Origin of the sequence: Streptococcus sp. 21.1 (assembly GCF_016648635.1) — a bacterium.
Lineage (GTDB): Bacteria > Bacillota > Bacilli > Lactobacillales > Streptococcaceae > Streptococcus.
Genome location: NZ_JACLQL010000010.1, coordinates 1 through 23,587 on the forward strand (window position 1 = coordinate 1; position 23,587 = coordinate 23,587).

The 23,587-nt window shown below is 40.8% G+C and carries 10 protein-coding genes; 2 read left to right on the forward strand and 8 right to left on the reverse strand.

The window, feature by feature from the left end; genetic code table 11:
• Both H7U01_RS07785 and H7U01_RS07790 read right to left on the reverse strand, forming a co-directional pair.
• Window positions 1-7,814 (reverse strand): Spy0128 family protein (locus H7U01_RS07785; protein WP_201041393.1); only part of this gene is annotated, 7,814 nt, incomplete at its 3' end.
• Between the two features lie 528 nt (window positions 7,815-8,342).
• Window positions 8,343-9,431 (reverse strand): hypothetical protein, encoded by a 1,089-nt coding sequence (locus H7U01_RS07790; RefSeq protein ID WP_201041394.1) that lies wholly within the window; start codon window positions 9,429-9,431, stop codon window positions 8,343-8,345.
• Between the two features lie 432 nt (window positions 9,432-9,863).
• Between H7U01_RS07790 and H7U01_RS07795 the strand changes: the two genes are divergently transcribed.
• Window positions 9,864-11,387 carry an ATP-binding cassette domain-containing protein gene (locus tag H7U01_RS07795; RefSeq protein WP_201041395.1) on the forward strand — a complete coding sequence of 508 codons (1,524 nt, stop codon included), beginning with the start codon at window positions 9,864-9,866 and terminating at the stop codon, window positions 11,385-11,387.
• A 95-nt stretch (window positions 11,388-11,482) separates the two neighbouring features.
• On the opposite strand, the gene H7U01_RS07800 is transcribed toward H7U01_RS07795, so the two are convergent.
• Window positions 11,483-13,351 carry an ABC transporter ATP-binding protein gene (locus H7U01_RS07800; RefSeq protein WP_195914599.1) on the reverse strand — a complete coding sequence of 623 codons (1,869 nt, stop codon included), beginning with the start codon at window positions 13,349-13,351 and terminating at the stop codon, window positions 11,483-11,485.
• Window positions 13,341-15,086, reverse strand: a complete 1,746-nt coding sequence (locus tag H7U01_RS07805) for an ABC transporter ATP-binding protein (protein ID WP_201041396.1) — start codon at window positions 15,084-15,086, stop codon at window positions 13,341-13,343. The genes H7U01_RS07800 and H7U01_RS07805 overlap by 11 nt, the downstream gene beginning before the upstream one ends.
• A 640-nt stretch (window positions 15,087-15,726) precedes the next feature.
• Here H7U01_RS07805 and gshAB point away from each other — a divergent pair.
• The gene (gene gshAB, locus H7U01_RS07810; RefSeq protein ID WP_201041397.1) at window positions 15,727-17,991 is read left to right on the forward strand and encodes a bifunctional glutamate--cysteine ligase GshA/glutathione synthetase GshB; all 2,265 of its coding nucleotides are present in this window, start codon (window positions 15,727-15,729) and stop codon (window positions 17,989-17,991) included.
• Between the two features lie 61 nt (window positions 17,992-18,052).
• On the opposite strand, the gene H7U01_RS07815 is transcribed toward gshAB, so the two are convergent.
• From H7U01_RS07815 to H7U01_RS07830, 4 genes are all read right to left on the reverse strand, one after another.
• Window positions 18,053-18,649, reverse strand: a complete 597-nt coding sequence (locus H7U01_RS07815; protein WP_201041398.1) for a hypothetical protein — start codon at window positions 18,647-18,649, stop codon at window positions 18,053-18,055.
• Window positions 18,630-20,159, reverse strand: coding sequence for a DUF1310 family protein (locus tag H7U01_RS07820; protein ID WP_175063012.1), 1,530 nt, complete (start codon window positions 20,157-20,159; stop codon window positions 18,630-18,632). Before H7U01_RS07820 ends, H7U01_RS07815 begins: the two co-directional genes overlap by 20 nt.
• A gap of 105 nt (window positions 20,160-20,264) precedes the next feature.
• The gene (locus H7U01_RS07825; protein WP_201041424.1) at window positions 20,265-20,825 is read right to left on the reverse strand and encodes a GNAT family N-acetyltransferase; all 561 of its coding nucleotides are present in this window, start codon (window positions 20,823-20,825) and stop codon (window positions 20,265-20,267) included.
• A gap of 211 nt (window positions 20,826-21,036) precedes the next feature.
• Complete coding sequence (locus H7U01_RS07830; protein ID WP_201041399.1) at window positions 21,037-23,442, reverse strand: glycogen/starch/alpha-glucan phosphorylase; 2,406 nt, start codon at window positions 23,440-23,442, stop codon at window positions 21,037-21,039.
• Window positions 23,443-23,587 lie beyond the last annotated feature (145 nt).

A 23,587-nucleotide genomic window follows, 5' to 3' on the forward strand; every position in this document is an offset into this window, starting at 1 on the left:
CTGTTGACACGTTTTTCAGTTGGTTTGTTTGGTTTTTCAACTTTCTTAGTTGTTGGGTTGTAGTAGTTAACTACTTGAGCCGCAGTGTTTTCGATATCTACTCCGCCTTTAACATCAGCTTTCACTGTTGTTGGAATGTCGAACTTGTAGTAACGTCCGAAGGCGAATTTAGTTGTGTCAATAACTTGAGTGTTTTCTGCATCGCCAAGTGACTTAGTGAAGCCATCTTTAAGGGTTGCAGTGATCACACCGTTGTTAACAGTGATATCGAATTTAGCTGTAACATCATCACCTGTTACTGAATCGTAGGCTTTAATCTTAGTAGCGTCAAGATCCAACTTAGTTTCATCGTAGTCATCTGAGATTCCTACTGATTGGATGTTGTCCTTGTTAGCTGCGTCAAATTTAGTTGTATCCAACCATACTTGGTAAACCAACTTGTCGCCACGGTTAACAGTCTTAGTATTGATGTTTTCAGCTTCGTTGTTTGCAGTACCATCCGCATATGGGTTGGCATTTGTATCTGCGTACTTGTCAGCCAATTCAGAATCATCATCAAGAAGTTTGTTATCAGTGATTGAGAATTTCTCTGCATTCAATACATATTTCTCTGGTTGGAACTTAGGTTCTTCTGGTGGAGTCACACGGTTGTTAAATTCTTTATCCGCAATGTCGCCTACAGTCGCGATAAGAACTTTAGCTGTTCCATCGTGTTTAACTGTAACTGTTACATTCGCTTTCATTGTGTCGTATGTAACGGTTGCGTCTGAGCCTTTAACTTCTTCTACTGTGTAGTTGTGTACGCCTTCTTGGCCTTTCTTGAACTCAAGTTTAGAGAACTTAACGTTACCTGATGCATCATTGCTTACAGTTTCAAGAGTCTTACCTTCTGAATCTTTAAGCACGAAGCTGAATTCGTTAGCTTTAAGCTCACGGCCTTCCAAACGTTTAGTGAAGTTGAATTCCACTTCAACTGGTACGTTGTTAACACGTTTTTCAGTTGGTTTGTTTGGTTTTTCAACTTTCTTGCTTACTGGGTTGTAGTAGTTAACTACTTGGGCAGCAGTATTTTCGATATCTGCACCGCCAGGAACATCGTTCTTAACAGTTGCTGGAATATCAAACTTGTAGTAACGTCCAAAGGCGAATTTAGTTGTGTCGATAACTTGAGTGTTTTCTGCATCGCCAAGTGACTTAGTGAAGCCTTCTTTAAGAGTTGCAGTAATCACACCATTGTTCACAGCGATATCGAATTTAGCTGTAACATCATCACCTGTTACTGAATCGTAGGCTTTAATCTTAGTAGCGTCAAGATCCAACTTAGTTTCATCGTAGTCATCTGAGATTCCTACTGATTGGATGTTGTCCTTGTTAGCTGCGTCAAATTTAGTTGTATCCAACCATACTTGGTAAACCAACTTGTCGCCACGTTTAACAGTCTTAGTATTCAAGTTTTGAGCTTCATTGTTAGACGCATCGTCCGCATATGGGTTCGCATTTGTGTCTGCGTACTTATCTGCCAACTCTTTATCGTCATCAACGAGCTTGTCGCCTGTGATATCGAATTTCTCTTCAGAAACAACGTATTTCTCTGGTTGGAACTTAGGTTCTTCTGGAGGTGTTACACGGTTGTTGAACTCTTTATCCGCAGGGTCTGTCACGTTTGTGATCAAGGCTTTCGCTGTACCATCATGAGAAACAGTAACAGTTACAACAGCAGCCATTTCATCGTAAGTGACAGTTGCATCTGTACCCTTAACCTCTGTTACAGTGTACTTGTAAGTACCTTCTTGACCCTTCTGGTATTTAAGGGCTGTAACAGTTTTACCAGCTTTATTAGTGTACTCTACTGGAGAGAATTTAATCTTACCAGCTGCATCGTTGGTTGCAGTTGCAATCACAACATTGTCGCTATCTTTCAACTCGAATGTGAATTCGCCAGCTTTAAGGTCACGACCTTCCAATTTCTTAGTGAAGTTGAATTCTACTGAGATTGGAACACTGTTGACACGTTTTTCAGTTGGTTTTTCAGGTTTTTCAACTTTCTTAGTTGTTGGGTTGTAGTAGTTAACAACTTGAGCTGCTTTGTTTTCGATATCTGCACCAGCTACAACATCGTCTTTAACTGTTGCTGGGATATCAAATTTATAGTAGCGTCCAAATTCGAACTTAGTAGTATCAATGATTTGAGTGTTTTCAGCGTCGCCAAGTGACTTAGTGAAGCCAGCTTTAAGGTTAGCTGTAAGAACACCATTGTTATCAGCGATATCGAACTTGTTAGTAACATCTGCACCAGTTACAGAATCATAAACCTTGATTTCTGAAGCATTAACAGTCAATTTATCCTTGTCGTAGTTATCTGTGATCCCTACTGTTTGGATGTTATCTTTGTTAGCTGCATCAAATTTAGTTGTATCCAACCATACTTGGTAGTAAAGTTTAGATCCACGTTCAACTGACTTAGTATTTAAGTTTTCATCTTCGTTGTTGTTTGTATTATCAACATATGGGTTTGTATTTGTTTCACCATATTTATCTGTCAATTCAGAATCATCATCAACGAGTTTAGTACCAGTGATATCGAATTTCGCTTTAGAAACAACGTATTTCTCTGGTTGGAACTTAGGTTCTTCTGGTGGAGTTACTGTATTGTTGAACTCTTTATCAGCAGCATCTGTTACGTTGGCAACGATTGCTTTAGCTGTACCGTCGTGTGAAACAACAACTTTAACAGTGGCAACCATTGTGTCGTATTTGACAGTTGTATCTGTACCAGGAGTTTCTTCTACTGTGTAGTTGTAAGTCTTACCAAGATCATCGCGACCAAATTCAAGAGTCTTGAAGACAATCTTACCAGCAGCGTCGTTCTTCACGCGTTCAACTTCAACGCCGTCTTTCTTCAATACGAATTCGAATTCGTTAGCTTGAAGTTCACGACCTTCCAAACGTTTAGTGAAGTTCATTTCCACTGGAACTGGAACACTGTTAACACGTTTTTGTGTTGGTTTTTCAGGTTTTTCAACTGTCTTGCTTACTGGGTTGTAAACGTGAACTGTTTGGTTGGCTGTATTTTCAATATCAGCACCAGCTTTAACAGTTTCTTTAACAGTTGCTGGGATATCAAATTTATAGTAACGTCCAAAGGCGAATTTAGTAGTATCGATAACAGGGTTGTTTACTTTATCTTTGATGAATTCATCTTTAGAAGTTGCAGTGATTGTACCATTTTCAACTTTGATGTCGAATTTAGCAGTCACATCTGCACCAGTTACTGAATCGTAAGCTTTGATGTCAGCTGCATTTACGTCCAATTTTTCTGCGTCGTATGTATCAGATACACCAACGTATTGAACGTTGTTAGCTTCTGTAAATTTAGTAGTATCAAGCCATACTTGGTATACCAATTTAGAACCGCGTTTAACAGTCTTAGTATTCAAGTTTTCTGGTTCGTTGTTGGCAACACCATCAACATATGGATTGGTGTTTGTTGCTGTGTACTCATTACCAGGAACATCATCGTCATCATCAGTCAATTTATGACCAGTGATGTCATATTTCTCTTTAGAAACGACAAATTTTTCTGGTTGGAATTCAGGAGGCGTTGGAGGAGTGACTTTGTTGTTGAATTCTTTATCGGCAGTACCGTCAGTAGCATTACCGTTGGCATCAACCCCACCAGTTGAAGATACGTTTGTAACCGTAGTCAATGAATGACCGTTCTTAGCAACCTCAACTGTAACAGTAGCTTTCATCTTATCGTAAGTCATACCAAACTCTTTGTTGGCTGGGATAACTTCTTCTACTGTATAAGTATGAGTACCTACTTTAGTGTTGTCGAATGACAAGTTAGAGAATGAAACATTACCAGCAGCATCATTTTTAACTGTTTCAACTACTGCACCTGTAGAATCTTTCAATACGAAGCTGAATTCACCTGCTTTAAGTTCACGACCTGCCAATTTCTTAGTAAAGTCGAACTTAGTTACAACTGGAGCAACTACATAGTTGTTGAACTCAGTGTCTTCAGGCATTGTAACTGCAGCGTTCAAAAGACCTGTTTGAGCGTCTTTTGTGACATTGACAGTTACAACTGCGTTCATTGAATCATAATCAATGTTGGTATCTGTTCCAGCTACTTCACGTACAGTGTAAGTGTGTGTACCTTCAGTTGCATATGAGATTGAATCAAATTGGATTGAACCATCAGCCGCATTCTTCTTAGTTTGGATCACATTGCCGTTTTCAAGCAATTCGAAGGTGAAGGCATTTGCTTCAAGAGTCTTACCTTCCAAACGTTTTGTGAAGCGGAATTGTGCTTGTGTTGGAGATGAAGTGAATGTATTGTTGAATTCTTTGTCGGCTGGAAGTGTATTAACAGCTTTAAGAACATGACCATCTTTAGTAACAGTAATTGTTACTTCAGCTTTCATTGTGTCATATTGAATGCCAGCTTCAGAACCTTGAACTTCTTCAACAGTGTACTTGTGAGTACCAACTTGTGCGTTTGTGAATGTCAAATCGTCAAAGGCGATAACACCATTAGCATTGTTAGTCTTAGTTTGAAGAACAGTTCCGTTGGCATCTTTCAATACGAAGCTAAATTCACCATCTTTAAGAGCACGACCTGCAAGAGCTTTAGTGAAGTCAAAACGAGTCTTAACTGGTGCAACAGCAAAGTTATTGAACTCAGTATCAGCTGGCATTGTAACTGCAGCGTTCAAAAGACCTGTTTGAGCGTCTTTTGTGACATTTACAGTTACAACTGCATTCATATCATCGTAATCAATGTTGGTATCTGTTCCAGCTACTTCACGTACAGTGTAAGTGTGTGTACCTACAGTTGCATATGAGATTGGATCAAATTGGATTGAACCATCAGCCGCATTCTTCTTAGTTTGGATCACATTGCCGTTTTCAAGCAATTCGAAGGTGAAGGCATTTGCTTCAAGAGTCTTACCTTCCAAACGTTTTGTGAAGCGGAATTGTGCTTGTGTTGCAGCAGGTGTGAATGTATTGTTGAACTCTGTATCTGATGGAAGAGTGTTTGTCGCTTTAAGAACGTGACCTTCCTTAGTAACAGTGATTGTTACTTCAGCTTTCATTGTATCGTAAGTCATACCAGCTTCTTTATTTTCTGGGATAACTTCTTCTACAGTGTACTTGTGAGTACCAACTTGAGTATTATCAAAGGTCAAATCATCAAAGGCTACAACACCTTCTTTAGTATTTGTCTTAGTTTGAAGAACTTTACCAGTTGAATCTTTCAATACGAAGCTAAATTCACCGGCTTTCAACTCACGACCTGCGAGAGCCTTGCTAAAGTCAAACTTAGTCTTAACTGGAGCTACAACGTAGTTGTTGAAGACTTTATCATCTGCACTTGAAGCAAATCCACCAGTACCACTGTATTTAACTGAAGCTTGCAAATCACCTTTAGAGTTCTCTGTTACAGTAACTGTCATAGTAACAGTCATTGCATCGTAGTCAACGTTTGTATCAGAACCTGCAGTTTCAGTGATTGTGTATTTGTAGGTACCAACTTTATTGAAGCTTAATTTACTAAATGTAGCTTTACCATTTTTGTTAGTAACAGTTTCTTCGTAAGAAGGAAGTGATTTGTTTTCATTGACTTCTTTAATCTTGAAGCTGAATTCACCATCAACAAGTACACGTCCTTCCAATTGTTTTTCAACTTCTGGAGTAACTGTTACAGGTTCTTGTTTGACATAGTAGTAAATAGGTTGTTTGTACGGTGTCAAAGTGTTGAGCAAGTCAACGTTGGTACCGATACCTTCTACCCCACGTTCCAATTGTGAGTTAGCTGAACCGTGTCCAATTCCATCTCCTAAGAATGGCACGAATACAGTATGATATGGTGCATATCCAGAAGCTTTTTGGAAGTCAAATGTAACTTCTTTACCGTTAGGATATTGTGTAACTGCACCTGTTTTTTCATTAGTTTCAGTATATGAAATTGTTCTAAGAGGTGACTTTTTAACAACTAAGTCCTGCGAATTCCATTCACCTGGTTTAATCGGCTTAGTTTCTGCTAGCAACATATAGCCATCGGTACTTAATGAACCATCAGAACGTTTGCTTTGTTGTCTTGGATCTAGCAAGTAAACACGAATAACGACTGAACCGTCTTCTCCAACAACTTCTTTGATACGTTTGATACCGTAACGGTCCGCATCCATGAATTTCGTACCAACGGTGTAAGGACGACTTACAGTACCTGATTGATCATTTGCATCAGCCGTTTGGTAAAGTTTGTATCCATCAAATTGTCGTTCGCCAGATGCTGTGAAACGTTGTCCTTCTTCAGCTTTAAGAGTGTATCTAGCTAACTCAACTTCATTACCATTTTCTTTATAATCTTGAACAGTTACATCTGTTTTATTAGCGTTAAATGTTGGGTTGTTTTTATCAACTACTTTATAGTAAGTTGTTTTATTGATTGTTACTGGTATTTTAGCGTTTGAATCGGTAACTGTACGACCATTGTAAGCTGGTTCAACAACGTTAATAATATCAGTTGTAGTACGAGCGTTATAGACCGCAGTAAATAGAGCTTGCTCTGCAGGTGTCAGTTGGTGTCCAGCAGCTACTAAGTCTGTGATACTCTTTCCAACTTCATAACCACTTTGAATAAATGGTTCTGCTGTTTTACCACTTGGGGCAGTCCCAGCTTTATAATCTACTTGGAAAGTTAATTGGCTATTAGACGCTGCCGTAGTAGTCGTGAATTTTTGAACACCACTAGAAGCGGTAATCGTTCTAGTTTCAACTACACTACCAGTGTTTTTGTTGACCAATTCAACAGTTGTATCGGTAGAGTCATCAAATCTCTTATAGGCACGCGCATAATATTTTGTACCATAACGTTCATTGAATTTAGTAAGATCCCAAATAGCATAAGTATAGAAGTCGCCTTCTTTAGCTTGGTAACCAGCTGGTACGGTTTGAGATGCAACAGTTGCACCGTTTGGATCCGTCATTTCTGGAGTCGCTTTTTCACCATCTTTTAGGAAAGTTGTTACAGCAATTGGCTCGTTGTTATGGTCTGTAGCGGCACGACGGTTACGACTACGACTACGACCACTTGTTTCCAAAGCACCAGCATTCGTCATATCAGTTGCAGCGCGGTCAAGTGTTGCACTACGATTTGCTGCTGATCCTACAGAATAAAAACGTGAATAACCACGTGCTGTAACATTTGGCTTAACACTTGTTGCTGCCGCCGCAGTTTCAGCTGCTGCTGTTTCTTCAGCTACAGGAGCTGTTGTTGCTGCTGTACGGTTTGCCGCTGTTGCTGCTGGAGTTGCTGCAGCGGCTGTTGTTGAAGCTGTTGTTTCAACTTTACCGCTAGCTGCTGCAGTTGATGCTGCAGTAGCTGGTTTAGCTGCTTCTGATGTAGCCTTGTTTTCTGCAGGTTTAGCTGCTTCTGATGCTGGTTTAGCTGCTTCTGATTTTGCAGTTTCTGTAGCTTGTTTGTCAGTTGCCTCTGCGGTAGCCTTATCTGTTGTTGAAGCTTCTGGCGTCAAGTTAAATGTTGACGCAGTTGCCTCAGTTGAAGATACAGCTGCAGTAGGATCTGCTTGAGCTGTTGATGCTGTTGACGTCTCAACCAGGTCTGAAGAACTCTCGCCCTCAACTGATGAACCAGGGTTTGATGAAGAAGCATCAGGTGCTGTGACTTCATCAGCCTGTGCAGTATGAGCAGCAAAGAGTGCCGTTCCTAGCAAGACTGAAGCGACACCAAACGAATATTTACGCAATGAAAATCGTTGGCGTCTGTTAAAAATGTCTTTCATTTCAAGTCTCCCTCTGTATGAAATAGTTAGTTATAGGTCACGAGTATACAAGAATCCTATACTTGAACTCATGATTCTATTACATTCTAACATTCTGACAATTCATGGTCAAGTGATTAAGTCAACTTTTTTAAAAAAAATCAAGTTGTCTGACAATTCAACCAACAACTTTCGCTCGTTTTTTATTCTTACAAGTGTAAAATCCTTGATTTTATTTGCTTTATACCGTTTTCAAATTTCTATTTTATTTTCTTTTCATTCCTAACTTTCTCATGATTTTCACGGAAGATGTTAGACTTATGAGAGGAATTAACTCATTTTATTGGCTGATTTCCTCACTTTTATTCTAATTTTTACCTTCTTATTACAAACCATCCGATTCTGTAACACCCTCGATAAACCATTGATATACAATTTAATAATCCTCTTTCACGACTAAAGTCTCCCATTAGCATTTCAAAAACACTAAAAAACCCAAGTATTATAGACTTGGGTTCATAATCTTATGGGTCTCAGAGGTAAGTTCCTCTATTTTTTTCTGATATGGTTGTCATTCCAAGTCTGCAATTCTTGGTAGGACTTGACTTTCCCTTCTTCCTGAGTCGGTCTAAATGCCCTAACCGGTAACTCGTAGGCATCCTGGCCTTCAGGTGCCATCCAATGGAGTAAGGTATTGAACCAGGTTTCATTGTTAATCTTGCTTGGAATGGTGTAGATTCTAGCATGTTTGGTCTTAATCGCTTCATAAGCATCCTTATGCTCTTTGGCAAAGTTGGTACTATCCATATTGAGGCTTCTGTCTTTTTCAGAAATGTAATAAAGAGCAGGCAGACTCGCAATTGGTGTTTCTGTTGGATGATATAGATCCTTACCATTAGTTGCACCCGGCCACATTTCAAGACCAAAAGGCTCTAAAGTCTTACGCATATCAACATTGGCGTAATCCAATTCCGAGTCCAAAGTATTCGAGTTAGCTGGAATATTCATTTCCTCAATCTTTTGCGTTTTGAGATTGAGGTATTTTTTATTAGAAGCAAAATCCGCTGATGACGCACCAAAAGGCATTTGTAAGTAAGCTTGCTCATTAAGCATGAAAAGCCTTAGACTTGCCTGATTTAAATAATCTTCATCCCCAGCTTTTTTAGCCAATTTCAAGAGGTCAATTTGTTTAGGTTTTTGATTTGGTTTTTCCGTGTCATACATATAGATATTAAAGTAGTCATACTTATAAAGTGTCTCACCCTTGGCATTTTTCTTACCAGATTCATCCCCCTTGTACTCCTGAGTGACTAAGTATTGACCAGCTACCCCCACAATGTTAGACATGTTTCTATCATGACCAGGATTTGGTGTCACGAGTAAAAATTCTTTATTATCTCCGAAGGTTTTCAGGGTAATTTTGAACAAGGGGTCTTCTGCATTGCTGCCGGAATAGACAGTCGTACTCGACTTACTGGATGCAGCTAAACCTTTGGTAGCCTTACTGCTACTATTCACAGCAAAGAAGATAGCCGTCCCTGCGATTATAAAAAGCAATGCCACTAAGAGACCTATAAAAACAATTCTTGTGGACTTATCCCCCTTAGGTGTTGGTTTCTTTACAAACTTATTTTCCATAACAATCTCCATTTTTAGTATTGCTTTTAGTATAGCATAGGTGGAGACTATTGATAAGGTGCATCGGCGGTCTAAGAGGGTTGGATTTTTGATTTTCATTTGACAAAATCTCTCGGACAGCGTACAATCAAGGCAAGTAACATTCGGAGGTAAATGGAGACATGAACAACTAAGTCTATTCACAATAAACCTGCTTTATTCGATAGATTGTTTTCATGTCTTTTTTGCGCTCTTTTTCTGTAGAAAATTTATTGGTGGTATCTTCGTTTTTTTGCATCCACACCATCACTATCTCCTAGAGGGCTTTTTAGCTAGATTCAAGACGGTTCTATCTTATAAGGTAGGACTGTTTTTTGACCTTTGATATTGTTTGAAGTAAAAACCTACTTCCCATGAAACAATATCCACAAACACTCTGACCTAGGAGGTCCTATGATACAGATTCAACACCTAACCATAACACATACCAAGGATTTGCGTGAACTTGTTCATGATCTAAATCTAACGATAGCTACAGGCGAAAAAGTCGCCATCATTGGGGAGGAAGGCAATGGAAAATCTAGTCTCCTTGCCCTTCTGGTCAATCCAAAAGCACATTTTGACCATCTGTCTTACGAAGGAACTATTAACAAAACAGATAGCCCACAGCTCTATATTCCCCAACAGATTTCGGATAGCTTGCAATCTCTAACCCTTAACGACTACTTCTTTGCGGACACTTATGACCTAGACTATGCTACCCTCTATCGTCTAGCTGATGAACTTCGTTTTGATAGTGAGCGTTTTGCTAGCAGTCAGCTTATCACCACTCTATCAGGTGGTGAGAAACTCAAAATTCAACTCATCCGAGAATTAGCTCGTCCCCACGACGTCATTTTTCTTGATGAGCCCTCAAACGATATGGACTTGACTACTATGACTTGGTTAAAAGACTTTATCAAGCACTCTAATAAAACGATCGTCTATATCTCACATGACGAGGACCTATTAAGCCAGACAGCAGATACCATTATCCATCTGGAACTCCTTAAACGTCGTCGACAGGCGAGGACCAGTGTGGAGCACCTCGACTATGATAACTATAGCCAAAAACGCACTGATAGCTACCAACAACAGATTCAGCAAGCCATAACCGAGAAAAAAGCCTATGACAAAGCCATGGCCAAGCATCGCCGTATCAAACAAAATGTCCAAACCACCCTACGCAATACGCATGACAGCACGCAAGGACGATTGCTTGCTAAAAAGATGAAGGCAGTCCTCTCACAAGAAAAACGCTACGACCGCCTTGCCCAAGACATGACACAAATGCCTGAAAAAGAAGATAGCATTGAACTATTCTTCTCTCATATTGACCCTCTACCTCAAGGAAAATATCTCTTAAATCTAGATGAAAAGCAGATAAACATCGCTCCTCACCTGACTATTGACCATCTCAAACTTTCTTTGAAAGGCCAGGAAAAAATTGGTATTGTGGGAGATATCGGCTGCGGTAAATCCACTCTCTTACACTATCTCTACCAAGAACTTAGCCAGAAAACAGACCTGACTATTGGCTACATGCCCCAAGATTACGATCTTATCTTGAAAAATGATTTGTCACCGATAGCGTTTTTACATAAGACTGGCGACAAAACTGAGAAAGAAATCATAAGTTCCCATCTCGCCAACCTCAACTTTAGTCATGATGAAATGAACCATGCAATTGATAACCTATCTGGTGGTCAAAAAGGAAAGCTAATCCTACTGCACTTAGTCTTAGAAAACCCTCAGCTCCTTATCCTAGATGAACCAACCAGAAATTTTTCACCCACCTCACAACCCCAAGTCCGACAGCTCTTCGAGAACTATCCAGGTGCCATTCTGACAGTCTCACATGATGTCAACTACCTCAGACAAGTTTGCCAAAAGATATATCGCCTGGACTCACACGGTTTAAAAGAAGTTGAGATTTAGGATACAAAACACTACTTTCGTTTTTGCAAGGAATATCTCAAAAATTTTTTCTTCAGATGCAAAAGAACTCAGGTTTTGCCTGAGTTCTTTTAATCTTAATCAATTTCAAGACCACCAGTATAGAGTCGGTAGTAGGTACCACCTTGTTCCATAAGGCTGTCATGGTCACCACGTTCAATGATACGGCCATGATCCATAACCATGATAACGTCAGAGTTAACGATGGTTGAAAGACGGTGGGCGATAACAAAGACCGTGCGTCCTTCCATAAGTCGGTCCATTCCCTCTTGTACCATTTTTTCGGTACGAGAGTCAATAGAGGATGTCGCTTCATCAAGGATGAGGACAGGGGCATTGGCAAGGGCAGCACGCGCAATGGCAATCAGCTGACGTTGTCCATTAGACAAGCCTGCGCCATCATCTGTGAGGACAGTGTCGTAACCATTGTCCAAATGTTGCACAAAGGAATCCACATTAGCAATACGAGCAGCTTCAAGAATTTCCTCGCGCGTCGCATCAGCACGGCCGTAGGCAATATTTTCAGCGATAGTCCCTGTGAAGAGATGCGTATCTTGAAGTACGATACCAAGTGATCGACGAAGAGAATCTTTTTCAATCAGCTTCACATCGATACCATCATAAGTAATCACACCAGATTGGATGTCGTAGAAACGGTTAATCAAGTTAGTAATCGTCGTCTTACCTGCACCTGTCGCACCAACAAAGGCAACCTTTTGCCCCTTGTCTGCATAGAGGTTAACATCGTGAAGGATTTGTTTCTTACCATCGTAAGAAAAATCAACATCTTGGAAGACTACATTTCCGACCAATTCGACCAATTCATAGTCGCCATTTGGACGTGGGTGTTTCCAAGCCCAAAGATTGGTTTTCTTGTCTGTCACAACCATTTGACCATCTACCAATTCGTAATTGACCAAAGTGACCTTACCTTGGTCAACTTCTTCTGCTTCGTCCAAAAGGTCAAAGATACGGTCCGCACCAGCAAGTGCCATAAGGACAAAGTTAAGTTGTTGAGAAACCTGAGTAATTGGGCCGTTGAAGGAACGGTTCAATTGTAGGAAGGCCATGAGACCACCGATAGTCAAGCTACCGACACCATTTAGAGCAAATACCCCACCGACCAAGGCAGTCAAAACAAAGGAAACATTTGCTAAGTTCCCAAGAATGGGCATGAGAACATTGGCATAGCGATTGGCCAAGTATGATGATTCAAAGAGCTGTTCGTTAATCTTATCAAAGTCAGACATGCTTTCTTCTTCGTGGACAAAGGCCTTGACTACCTTTTGACCTGACATCATTTCTTCGATAAAACCATTCTCAATCCCTAGGTTCTTTTGTTGTTCACCGAAGTAACGACCTGATTTGGATGATACATTTTTGATGACCATAAACATGATGCCTACCATGATTAGAACCACGATAAAGAGGAGAGGACTAACCGTAAGCATGGTCACAGTCACACCGATAATGGTAATAGTCGTTTGTAGCAACTGTGGAATAGATTGCTCGACAGCTTGACGGAGGGCATCGATATCATTGGTGTAAATAGACATGATGTCACCGTGTTGGTGAGTATCAAAGTAGCGAACCGGAAGCTTTTGCATGCGAGCAAAAAGCTGATTACGAAGGGAACGCAGAGAATCTTGCGAAATCGTCGCCATAAGGAGTGATGACACATAGTTGGCAATCACACCGATAAGACAGAAGACAGCCACTGAAGTCAAGAAACGTAACAATGGCCCAAAGTCATGGCTACCAGATTTGAGCAAAGGTTGAACGTAAACGTCAACCAAGGACTGAATAGAAGCCGTTAAATTGACCGTTGCCAAAGAAGCAACAACAATGAGGACAAAGGCAATACTAAGCGAAAGTTTGTAGTCTTGCCACAAAAAGCGTAGAAGACGTGCTAGAGAGCTCCAATTAGCTTTTTTCTTATTCTGCATCTGCTACTCCTTTCCCTTGTGTTTGCATCTTGTATACTTCACGATAAATGGCATTATTAGCTATCAAGTCGTCATGAGTACCAATAGCATCGATACGGCCATCATTCATAACGAGGATACGGTCTGCATCTTGGATAGATGAGATACGTTGGCCGATGATAATCTTAGTTGTTTCCTTGAGACTCGACGCGAAACCACGACGAATCAAACTATCTGTCTTAGTATCAACTGCTGATGTCGAATCATCCAGAATCAAAATTTTCGGATTCATGAGAAGGGCACGTGCGATACAAAGACGTTGACGTTGTCCCCCTGAGACATTGGCTCCACCACGTTCAATCTTGGTATCATAGCCATCCTTAAACTCTTGGATAAATTCATCAGCTTGGGCAATCTTACAAGCTTCAATGATTTCCTCATCTGTTGCCTGTTTATTTCCCCAACGCATATTTTCTTTAATGGTTCCTGAGAAAAGGACATTGGTTTGAAGGACCATGGCAACTTGCTTACGTAAGCTATCCAAATCATAATCCTTAACATCATGCCCAGCAACCCTAACCTGACCTGCTTCCACATCATAAAGACGAGGAATGAGCTGAACCAAGCTTGATTTCCCAGAACCTGTTCCACCAAGGATACCAATAACCTCACCAGACTTAATATCAAGCGTAATATCTTTGAGGACATGGGTCTTATCACCATTTTCATCAGTGTATGAGAAATCCACATGATCAAAACTGATTGAACCATCTGCAACTTCTGTTAAGCCATTTTCAGGTGAAACAATGGTGGCTTCAGTGCTAAGAACTTCATCAATACGTTCAACAGATGCTGTAGAGATAGACAACATGACAAAAATCATCATGAACATCATGAGTGACATAAGGATGGTCATGGTGTAACTGAACATCGAAGTCAATTCCCCTGTAGTTAAGCTACCACCAACGATGAGATGGGCACCAAACCAGGAAATCATAAGGAAGGACGCATACATAGACAACATCATAGCTGGGTTAGACATGATAACTACACGAATGGCACGCATGAACATCTTGTAAATACGACGTGAAGCCTTCTTGAATTTGTCAGTTTCTTCCTGCTCTTTAACATAGGATTTCACCACACGCATGTTGGTGATATTTTCCTTGATACTATTGTTGAGGTTGTCATAAGCCTCAAACACTTGAGTAAAGAGAGGATATACGATTTTGGTAATAATGGCCAAAACCAGACCAAGGAAGAGTGTTACACCAACGAAAATCCAAGCCATTTCGCCATTAATCAGGAAACTTGCTGTAATGGCAAAAATCAGGTTAAGTGGTGCACGTACACAGATGCGGATAATCATCTGGTAAGAGTTCTGCACGTTGGTCACATCAGTCATCATACGTGTTACCAAACCACCAGCTGAAAACTTATCAATATTTTCAAAAGAGAAGGTTTGAACCTTTTTGAAAATGGCCTGGCGTAGATTCTTGGCAAATCCAGCAGAGGCAAAGGCCGCATAGCGTGCCGACTGCATCCCACAGAAAAGCGACAGGAAGGCGCAGACCAACATGAGGCCACCATAGAGCCAAATGTTAGACATGTTAGATTGCTGGACACCTTTATCCAAAAGATTGGCCATGACAAAGGGAATGGAAATCTCAAACATGACTTCTAACGTCATGAAGAGGGACGCTAGGATTGAGGGTTTCTTGTATTCCTTTATCTGGGCGATCAGGGTTTGAAACATAATTACCTCCGTTTTTATTCTTTTTCTTTTGATATTTTTCTTTTGATATTTTTCTTTTTTGATGCTTTCTTAAGTGATGGCGGACGTCAGCGACCGACTCAGTCGTTCCATGACTAGTTATCGAGCCAAAGTCTCGATAACTCCGCTTCCTATAACTGCTTCTGCAGTTATAGGAATATCATCACGGCGAAAGCATCGCTGTTGAGCAGAGCGAACTGTTAGTATCTTACTCTGTTTTCAGCAAGACTGAGCAGATTTAGATAACTGTTACCACGGCGAAAAATATCGTCTACTCTAGGCATAAAACTAACAGTCTTATGCTTATCATTTATCTATAAAAGAACGGTCATACCCTTTTGAGAGCATACAAAAGCCCCTGAGGGCAGACCCTAGGGATTTTTTCGTTCTCATATATATGTCATTAGTATAGGTTAAATTGAGTAAAATTGCAAGCATAATATCATTTTGCTAACATTTGTAAGTTTTTTACGATGTTTGATAAAAATATCGCTCTAAAAGCTGCTCATTTTTCACAAACTTATCATAAATGTTCGTAAATCATAGCCAAACGTAGCAGAAATTTGTTTTCTGTTCCTATTTATAATAGACTAACACTAACATTAGATGAAAAGGTGACTCTATGACTATAAATCAACTGCTTCAAAAGCTGGAGCCTACCAGCCCTATCCTTCAAGCTAACTTTGGAATTGAACGCGAAAGTCTTCGTGTCGATAGACAGGGAAAATTAGCACATACGCCTCACCCTTCTTGCCTAGGAGCTCGAAGTTTCCACCCTTATATTCAAACAGATTTTTGTGAGTTTCAAATGGAACTCATCACGCCAGTTGCTAAATCTACCACTGAGGCTCGTCGTTTTCTTGGAGCCATTACCGATGTAGCTGGACGTTCCATCAGTAAAGATGAACTTCTCTGGCCCTTGTCCATGCCACCTCGTATCAAGGCCCAAGAAATCCAAGTTGCCCAACTGGAAAATGAATTCGAACGCCATTATCGCAACTACTTGGCCGAAAAATACGGAACCAAACTTCAAGCTATCTCAGGTATCCACTATAATATGGAACTTGGGAAAGATTTGGTTGAGGCTTTATTCAAAGAAAGCGACCAGACTGATATGATTGCTTTCAAGAACGCCCTCTATCTTAAGCTGGCTCAGAACTATTTGCGCTACCGTTGGGTGATTACCTATCTCTTTGGTGCTGCACCTGTTGCTGAGCAAGGCTTCTTCGACCAAGAAGTGCCAGAACCCGTGCGTTCCTTCCGTAACAGTGACCATGGTTATGTCAATAAGGAAGAAATCCAAGTATCTTTTGCAAACCTAGAAGATTATGTCTCTGCCATCGAAAACTATATCGAACAAGGAGATTTGATTGCGGAGAAGGAATTTTACTCAGCTGTTCGTTTCCGTGGACAAAAGGTTAATCGTTCCTTCCTTGACAAGGGAATCACCTATCTGGAATTCCGTAACTTCGACCTTAACCCCTTTGAGCGTATCGGTATTAGCCAAACTACCATGGATACTGTACACCTACTCCTTCTAGCCTTCCTCTGGATGGATGCCCCTGAAAATGTCGATCAGGCTCTGGCTCAAGGTCACGCGCTGAATGAAAAAATCGCCCTCTCTCATCCTTTAGAGCCTCTACCTTCTGAAGCTGAAACTCAGAACATTACGACGGCTCTGGACCAACTGGTGCAACATTTTGGACTAGGTGACTATCATCAAGGTTTGGTTAAGCAAGTGAAAGATGCCTTTGCAGATCCTAGTCAGACACTAGCTGCTCAACTTCTACCTCATATCAAAGACAAGTCCCTTGCTGACTTTGCCCTTGACAAGGCTCTTGCCTATCATGATTACGACTGGACTGCCCACTATGCTCTTAAGGGTTACGAGGAGATGGAGCTTTCTACTCAGATGCTACTGTTTGATGCCATTCAAAAAGGGATTCATTTTGAAATCCTAGATGAGCAGGATCAGTTCCTTAAACTCTGGCATAAAGATCATGTTGAGTACGTCAAAAATGGTAACATGACCTCAAAAGACAACTATGTAGTACCTCTTGCCATGGCCAATAAAACCGTGACCAAAAAAATCCTGACTGATGCTGGTTTCCCTGTTCCCGCTGGCGACGAATTTACCAGTCTGGAACAAGGTCTAGCCTATTATCCTCTTATCAAGGACAAGCAAATTGTGGTTAAACCAAAATCAACCAACTTTGGTCTGGGCATTTCCATTTTCCAAGAGCCTGCCAGCCTTGATAACTATAAGAAAGCCCTCGAGATTGCCTTTGCAGAAGATACAGCTGTTCTTGTTGAAGAATTTATCCCAGGAACCGAATACCGTTTCTTCATTCTGGATGGGAGCTGTGAGGCTGTCCTCCTTCGTGTCGCTGCCAATGTTGTCGGTGATGGCAAACACACCATTCGTGAATTGGTCGCTCAGAAAAATGCCAATCCATTGCGAGGACGTGATCACCGCTCACCACTGGAAATCATTGCACTAGGAGACATCGAACAACTGATGTTAACGCAACAGGGTTATACCCCTGATGATATTCTCCCAGAAGGGAAAAAGGTCAATCTACGTCGTAACTCAAACATTTCTACGGGTGGTGACTCTATTGATGTCACTGGGACCATGGATTCCTCTTACCAAGAATTAGCTGCAGCTATGGCAACTAGTATGGGCGCTTGGGCTTGTGGGGTTGACCTCATTATTCCAGATGAAACCCAACCTGCTAGCAAAGAAAACCCTCATTGCACCTGCATCGAGCTCAACTTTAACCCTTCTATGTATATGCACACCTACTGTGCTGAAGGACCTGGACAGGCTATCACTTCAAAAATCTTAGACAAGCTTTTTCCAGAAGTTGCCACAAATCAAAACTAAAACCTAGAATCCTATAAACCTAAAATCACCTTTATCTCGAGATAAAGGTGATTTTGTTTTATTAACCAAACTCTCCTGCTTCTTCCTCAGGATGAGTTTCCATGTACTGGATGTGTTGTATGTAGGCATCTTGAGCCTGATTGAAGGCTTCCTGATCACTGTAAGGATAATCTATGTAAAAGAGGTCCCGCCAGCCATTAAAGGTCTGACTATTGTAGAAACCTTGAATCTTTGTGGGAAGGAACTCTTTGTTGTAGCTGATTCGCAGCTTGAGTAGGGTCTTATCCTGAAACTGAGTGATGATACTGTTGGAGGTTTCTTGACCTTCCAAACTAGTCCAAACGTTATTCAAAACAATGTCCTGACTATAGTGGTTAGCCTTGATGCGATTTTTGTCCACTGGAAGCTTCTGGGTAGCCTCTAAAAGGTAGGACAGCTCTCCTTGAAAATAAGCCTCAATGGTTAAATCCCCAAGACTGGAGCCATATAATAGGCCATCCTTAATAGCAATGTTTGATCCAAAAAGTCTTTGGCCAGCTACATCAAAGGACATCCCCTCATCCTGTCCGTAGAGCTTAATGGCATAAGCATCCCTTACTCGATAGAAATTCTTAGCGACAAGGACACTATCAAGGTTTTCAGTCTTTTTTGTCTCCACCTTGGGGCTTGTAGGTTTCTTGGTAAAAGCTGTCAAACCCATTAAGCACAAGATGAGAGCGAATATAATCAAGGTAAGCATTGTAGACCTGGAGCCGGTCTTCAGCTTTAACTTGTCTCCATGTTTCAAGGTCTTTCAAGCCTCCTTTTTTAACAATATCAGCATAGCGCCCACCGTTTAAGACATTCTTGGGATTTTTCCACTTCCTAACCATCTTGCGTCTAATCGCATTGTCAGCAGGATGACGAACGTCAAGATAGGTATGGCTATTATTGAGATAGGCTGGTAGGTCAGCATTCAATCCCTTAGACAGCCCATAATTAGCAGAATCCGTATCGGCAATGTCAGCACCGTCTTCAATCTTGTAATGCTTGGGATTGGAGTCGATGCTACCGTCTTTCCTTTTCTTGTAGACATTCCACTCAGAGACAAATCTCCCCGTATCCATATTGACAATAAACTCAATAAAACGGGAATTGCTAACTCCATAAGGTCCCATGACACTGGTCTGAGGTAGCTGAATTTTCATGTTCTGCGGATAGGTAAAGTCTCCCAAGCTTCGATTATGGTAGGAAGCACCCGTAGTGTAATCCAAATGAATCTTCTTGTCCTTGCTGTAGGCCAGAAGTTTGTCTAAATCTGTCTTGCCCTTGTAGTTGGTCCTAATATAGTCCATGGACTGCTTATCAATCCAAGACCTAAAAAGATGGAGCTTGATACCTAAGTCATCCACCCCAAGCCCTAGATCCGTCTGATAGGTCTCCATAATAGCCTCACGGAAGTAACTATAAAAAGGACTGGTTGGCTCTAGCTTCTTGGAAAATTTATAACCTGACTTCCCTAACTGGAGGAACTGGTACTTGTCCACATAAACCTGCATGTGCTCCATAACCAAATTGAGCTTGTCATGATTAGGGAGTTGAGATGCTTGGAAAAAGGCCGTATAGGTATCTGAGCCCACTTCCTTGCTTTCTTGGTCAATGTCCTGTAAAACCTTGTCTAACTGGGTCAAGGAAGTCTTTTTCATCTTGCTTCTGACCTGAGCCACATAGGCTGGCTTAATGCCCTGATCCCAGTGGTCACGAGCCATAATAGCATTTGCCTTCTGTGAAATCAAGGTCAATCGTTTTTGATAAGACTCGTCCTCCAAGGCCAGCTTCAAAGCCTTTGATGGTGTCGCTTGAACCACAGATAAATCACCGTAGATATCTGCCTTTAGGACAAGATTTACCTGCATATCATAGGAATGATTGATATGGAGAACGAGGTAAATTTTCCCGTCTTCCTTCCTAACAGACAAAGCATCGAGTTGATAAGATTGGATAACCCCAGCCTGACTAAGTGCCAGTTTATCTATATTTTCCAAAGAATCCTGATAGATATAGGAAATCTCAGGGTCTTTGACCTTCTTTACCAAAGAGTCATTTCGCTGTCGATTGAAAACCACAAGACCAAGTATGAGGATTACAGCCAGGGCACTTGCCAGATACTGTAAAATTACTTTCTTCATAGTACTTCCATTATAGCATAGGTGGACAAAATATTCTGAAAACGATTGGCAAACGTTGAAAACAAATGAAAAACAGGCCGACTAAGACCTGTTCAACTCAATTTTTTATAAATCGCTCAAGCGACGATGTTTAATACTAAAATCAAAATAAGCATTTTCCTGAAGTTTGTGGAATATGTCTCTGTAGGCTTTTTCGTCAAAGTGATCGCCACGATAGAGAATCTCAAAACTCAAACCTTCGTATTCCAAGAAGGCATTAGAAGTCTTAAAACCATTACGCTTATAGAAATCCCAACGCGCCGCACGTTGCTCAGGATTGTCGTTAGGTTCATCCAAGCGCTCTACTTCCAAGACCATAGAACGCGAGGGTCCATAAAAGTCCACCAGTTTATCAATAATCTCACTTCCGTAGCCATGACTCCGCATTTGAGGAACGATGGCAAAGAAACTCACATAAAAAACTTTGGCATTGTAGAGAACTGAGGCAAATCCAACAAAATCATCCTCGTCATAAAAGGCAAAGAAATGATAATCATCACGACCATCCAATTGTAAAAACTCACTTAATGGAATACGTTCTTCTTCTGGGAAGGCCTCGTTATTTAAGCGCTCTACCCTATCTAATTCTGGAAACTCCTTAGTAATTAATTGGCTGCATAAAGCCATGTATTGTCCCCCTTTTTGATGCTTATACCTATAGGTCATTATAACACCTTGATAAGCAAGTGCAAGTTTCAAGGGCTAAGATAGATCTGCAGATAAACTACCCTGCCATTTATAAATGCTTTTTGGCTGTCTATGACACCCCTCTTCTAAAAAAATAAAAAGACAACGACCATTTCTAGCCTTTGTCTTTTTGTGATTCATAAGCTATCGCCTATTTTTTCAATTCCCAAATTTCTTTAGCATACTCTGTAATCGTATCATCTGAAGTGAACTTATGAGATTTAGCAATATTTGCCAAGCTCATGCGTGCCCACTTGTCATGATCACGATAAAGCGCATCGATTTTCTCTTGAGCTTCTACATAAGCTTCGAAGTCTTCCAAGAGGAAGTATTCATCGTTGTGGGTGATGAGGGCTTCATAGATTTCAGTACCTTCAGCTTGAGCATCTGGAATCGTACCGTTGACAAAAGTATCAACAACACGACGAATGACAGGATTATTTTCATAAACTGCACGAGAGTAGTAATCGTGACGTGCATAGTGTTCATAAACTTCGTCCTTGTCCATACCGAAGATGACAACATTCTCATCTCCAACTTCATCCTTGATTTCAATGTTGGCACCGTCAAGTGTTGCCAAGGTGATAGCACCAGTCATCATGAATTTCATGTTTGACGTACCAGATGCTTCTTTAGAAGCCAATGAGATTTGCTCAGAGACATCAGCTGCTGGAATGATGAGTTCCGCAAGACTGACACGGTAGTTTTCTAGGAAGACAACTTTAAGTTTACCTTGAAGGCTTTCATCATTGTTAACAAGGTTGGCAACTTCGTTGATGAGTTTGATAACAGATTTAGCGAAGTGATAACCAGGCGCAGCTTTGGCACCAAAGATGAATACACGTGGTACCATGTCTTTATCTGGGTTATCTTTAAGATCCCAATAAAGTTTGATGATATGAAGAAGGTTAAGCAATTGACGTTTGTAAGCGTGAAGACGTTTCACTTGAACATCAAAGATAGCATCAGTAGACACTTCTACGCCTGTTGTTTCCTTGATGTAGTCTGCCAAACGTTGTTTAGCAGTTTTCTTAACTTGATAGAACTGGTTCAAGACTTTCTTGTCATCCAAGTAGGTTGTAAGATTTTCAAGCTCATGGATGTCTTTACGCCATCCATCACCAATCACGTCATCAATTGCTGCTGAAAGTTCAGGAGCTGCAATTTGTGTCCAACGACGTTGAACAATACCATTTGTCTTGTTATTGAATTTTTCAGGATAAATAGTATAGAAGTCGTGAAGCGTATCTTCTTTAAGAAGTTCTGTGTGAAGTTTGGCAACCCCGTTGACTGAGTGACCACCAATAATCGCCAAGTTAGCCATATGCACTTGGTTATCCTTAACGATACGAGTGCGTTCGATAACATCTGCAGCAACACCACGTCCAGCCATTTCAGCTACATAACGGTTATCGATTTCCAAGATGATTTGGTAAACACGTGGAAGAACACGTTTGAAGAGCTGTTGATCCCATTTTTCAAGAGCTTCTTGAAGGATTGTGTGGTTAGTGTAGCTCATTGTCTTAACAGTCGCATTCCAAGCATCTTCCCATGAAAGACCGTATTCATCAAGGAGGAGACGCATGAATTCAGCTGGTGCAACCGCAGGGTGAGTATCATTGATGTGAACAGATACCTTTTCGTGGATATCTTTCAATGGCAAGCCCATCTTAAGGTAAGACTTAATGATTGTTTGAAGACCTGCGCTTGTCATAAAGTACTCTTGAACCAAACGCAATTCTTTACCTTCAATCGTTGTATCATCTGGATAAAGAATGGCTGTAATATCTTTCACACGACGGCGAGCTTCCAAAGTTGGGTAGTCCAATTCATACTCTTCAGGAATTTCAACATCCCAGAGACGAAGGTTATTAATCACACCATTTTGATAACCGATTTGTGGCACATCGTAAGGCACAGCACGAAGAACTTGAGCATTCTTATAAGTTGGAACAAAACGACCATCTTCGTCACTTTCAAGGACAACATCACCAAAGAGTTTTACATAGACAATATCATGGTCTTTACGTGTTTCCCAAACATTTCCTGTTGAACCAAACCATCCATCTGGCAATTCAACTTGATAACCATCAACAATACGTTGTTTGAACAGTCCATAACGGTAACGAAGACCATTACCAAAACCTGGATAACCAGTAGTTGCAAGCGAATCCATGAAGGCAGCAGCCAAACGACCAAGACCACCGTTACCAAGTGCCATATCATGCTCAGCTTCTACCACTTCGCGGAAATCGATATCAAGTTCTGCGAAACCTTCTTTAACAAGGTCAAGAATACCAAGGTTGAGGAGGTTAGTTTCCAACATACGACCTGGAAGGAATTCAATCGAGAAGTAGTAAGCAATCTTTTCTTGATTGTCTGAAAGCGCATGGTTACGTTCAATCCATGTGTTAGTGTAATACTTACGGATCAAACCAGCCAGGGCCGTGAAAATTTCAGTTGGTGTAGCCTTAGCCACTTTAATCAACTGTTCTTGGTGGAGCGTGTCTTTAAAGTCACGGATGAATTGTTCTTTTGTTAAATTTTCGAGTTGCATAGAAATCCTTTCTTACTACTTCCTTATCTTCAATACACTTCTTACAGAGGGATCTATTCAGATAAGAGGGAATTGGAAATTTTCCTCAAACTTCCAAACCTTGCCAATCAAGATTCGAAACAGATATTTCAAAATCTTTATTTAC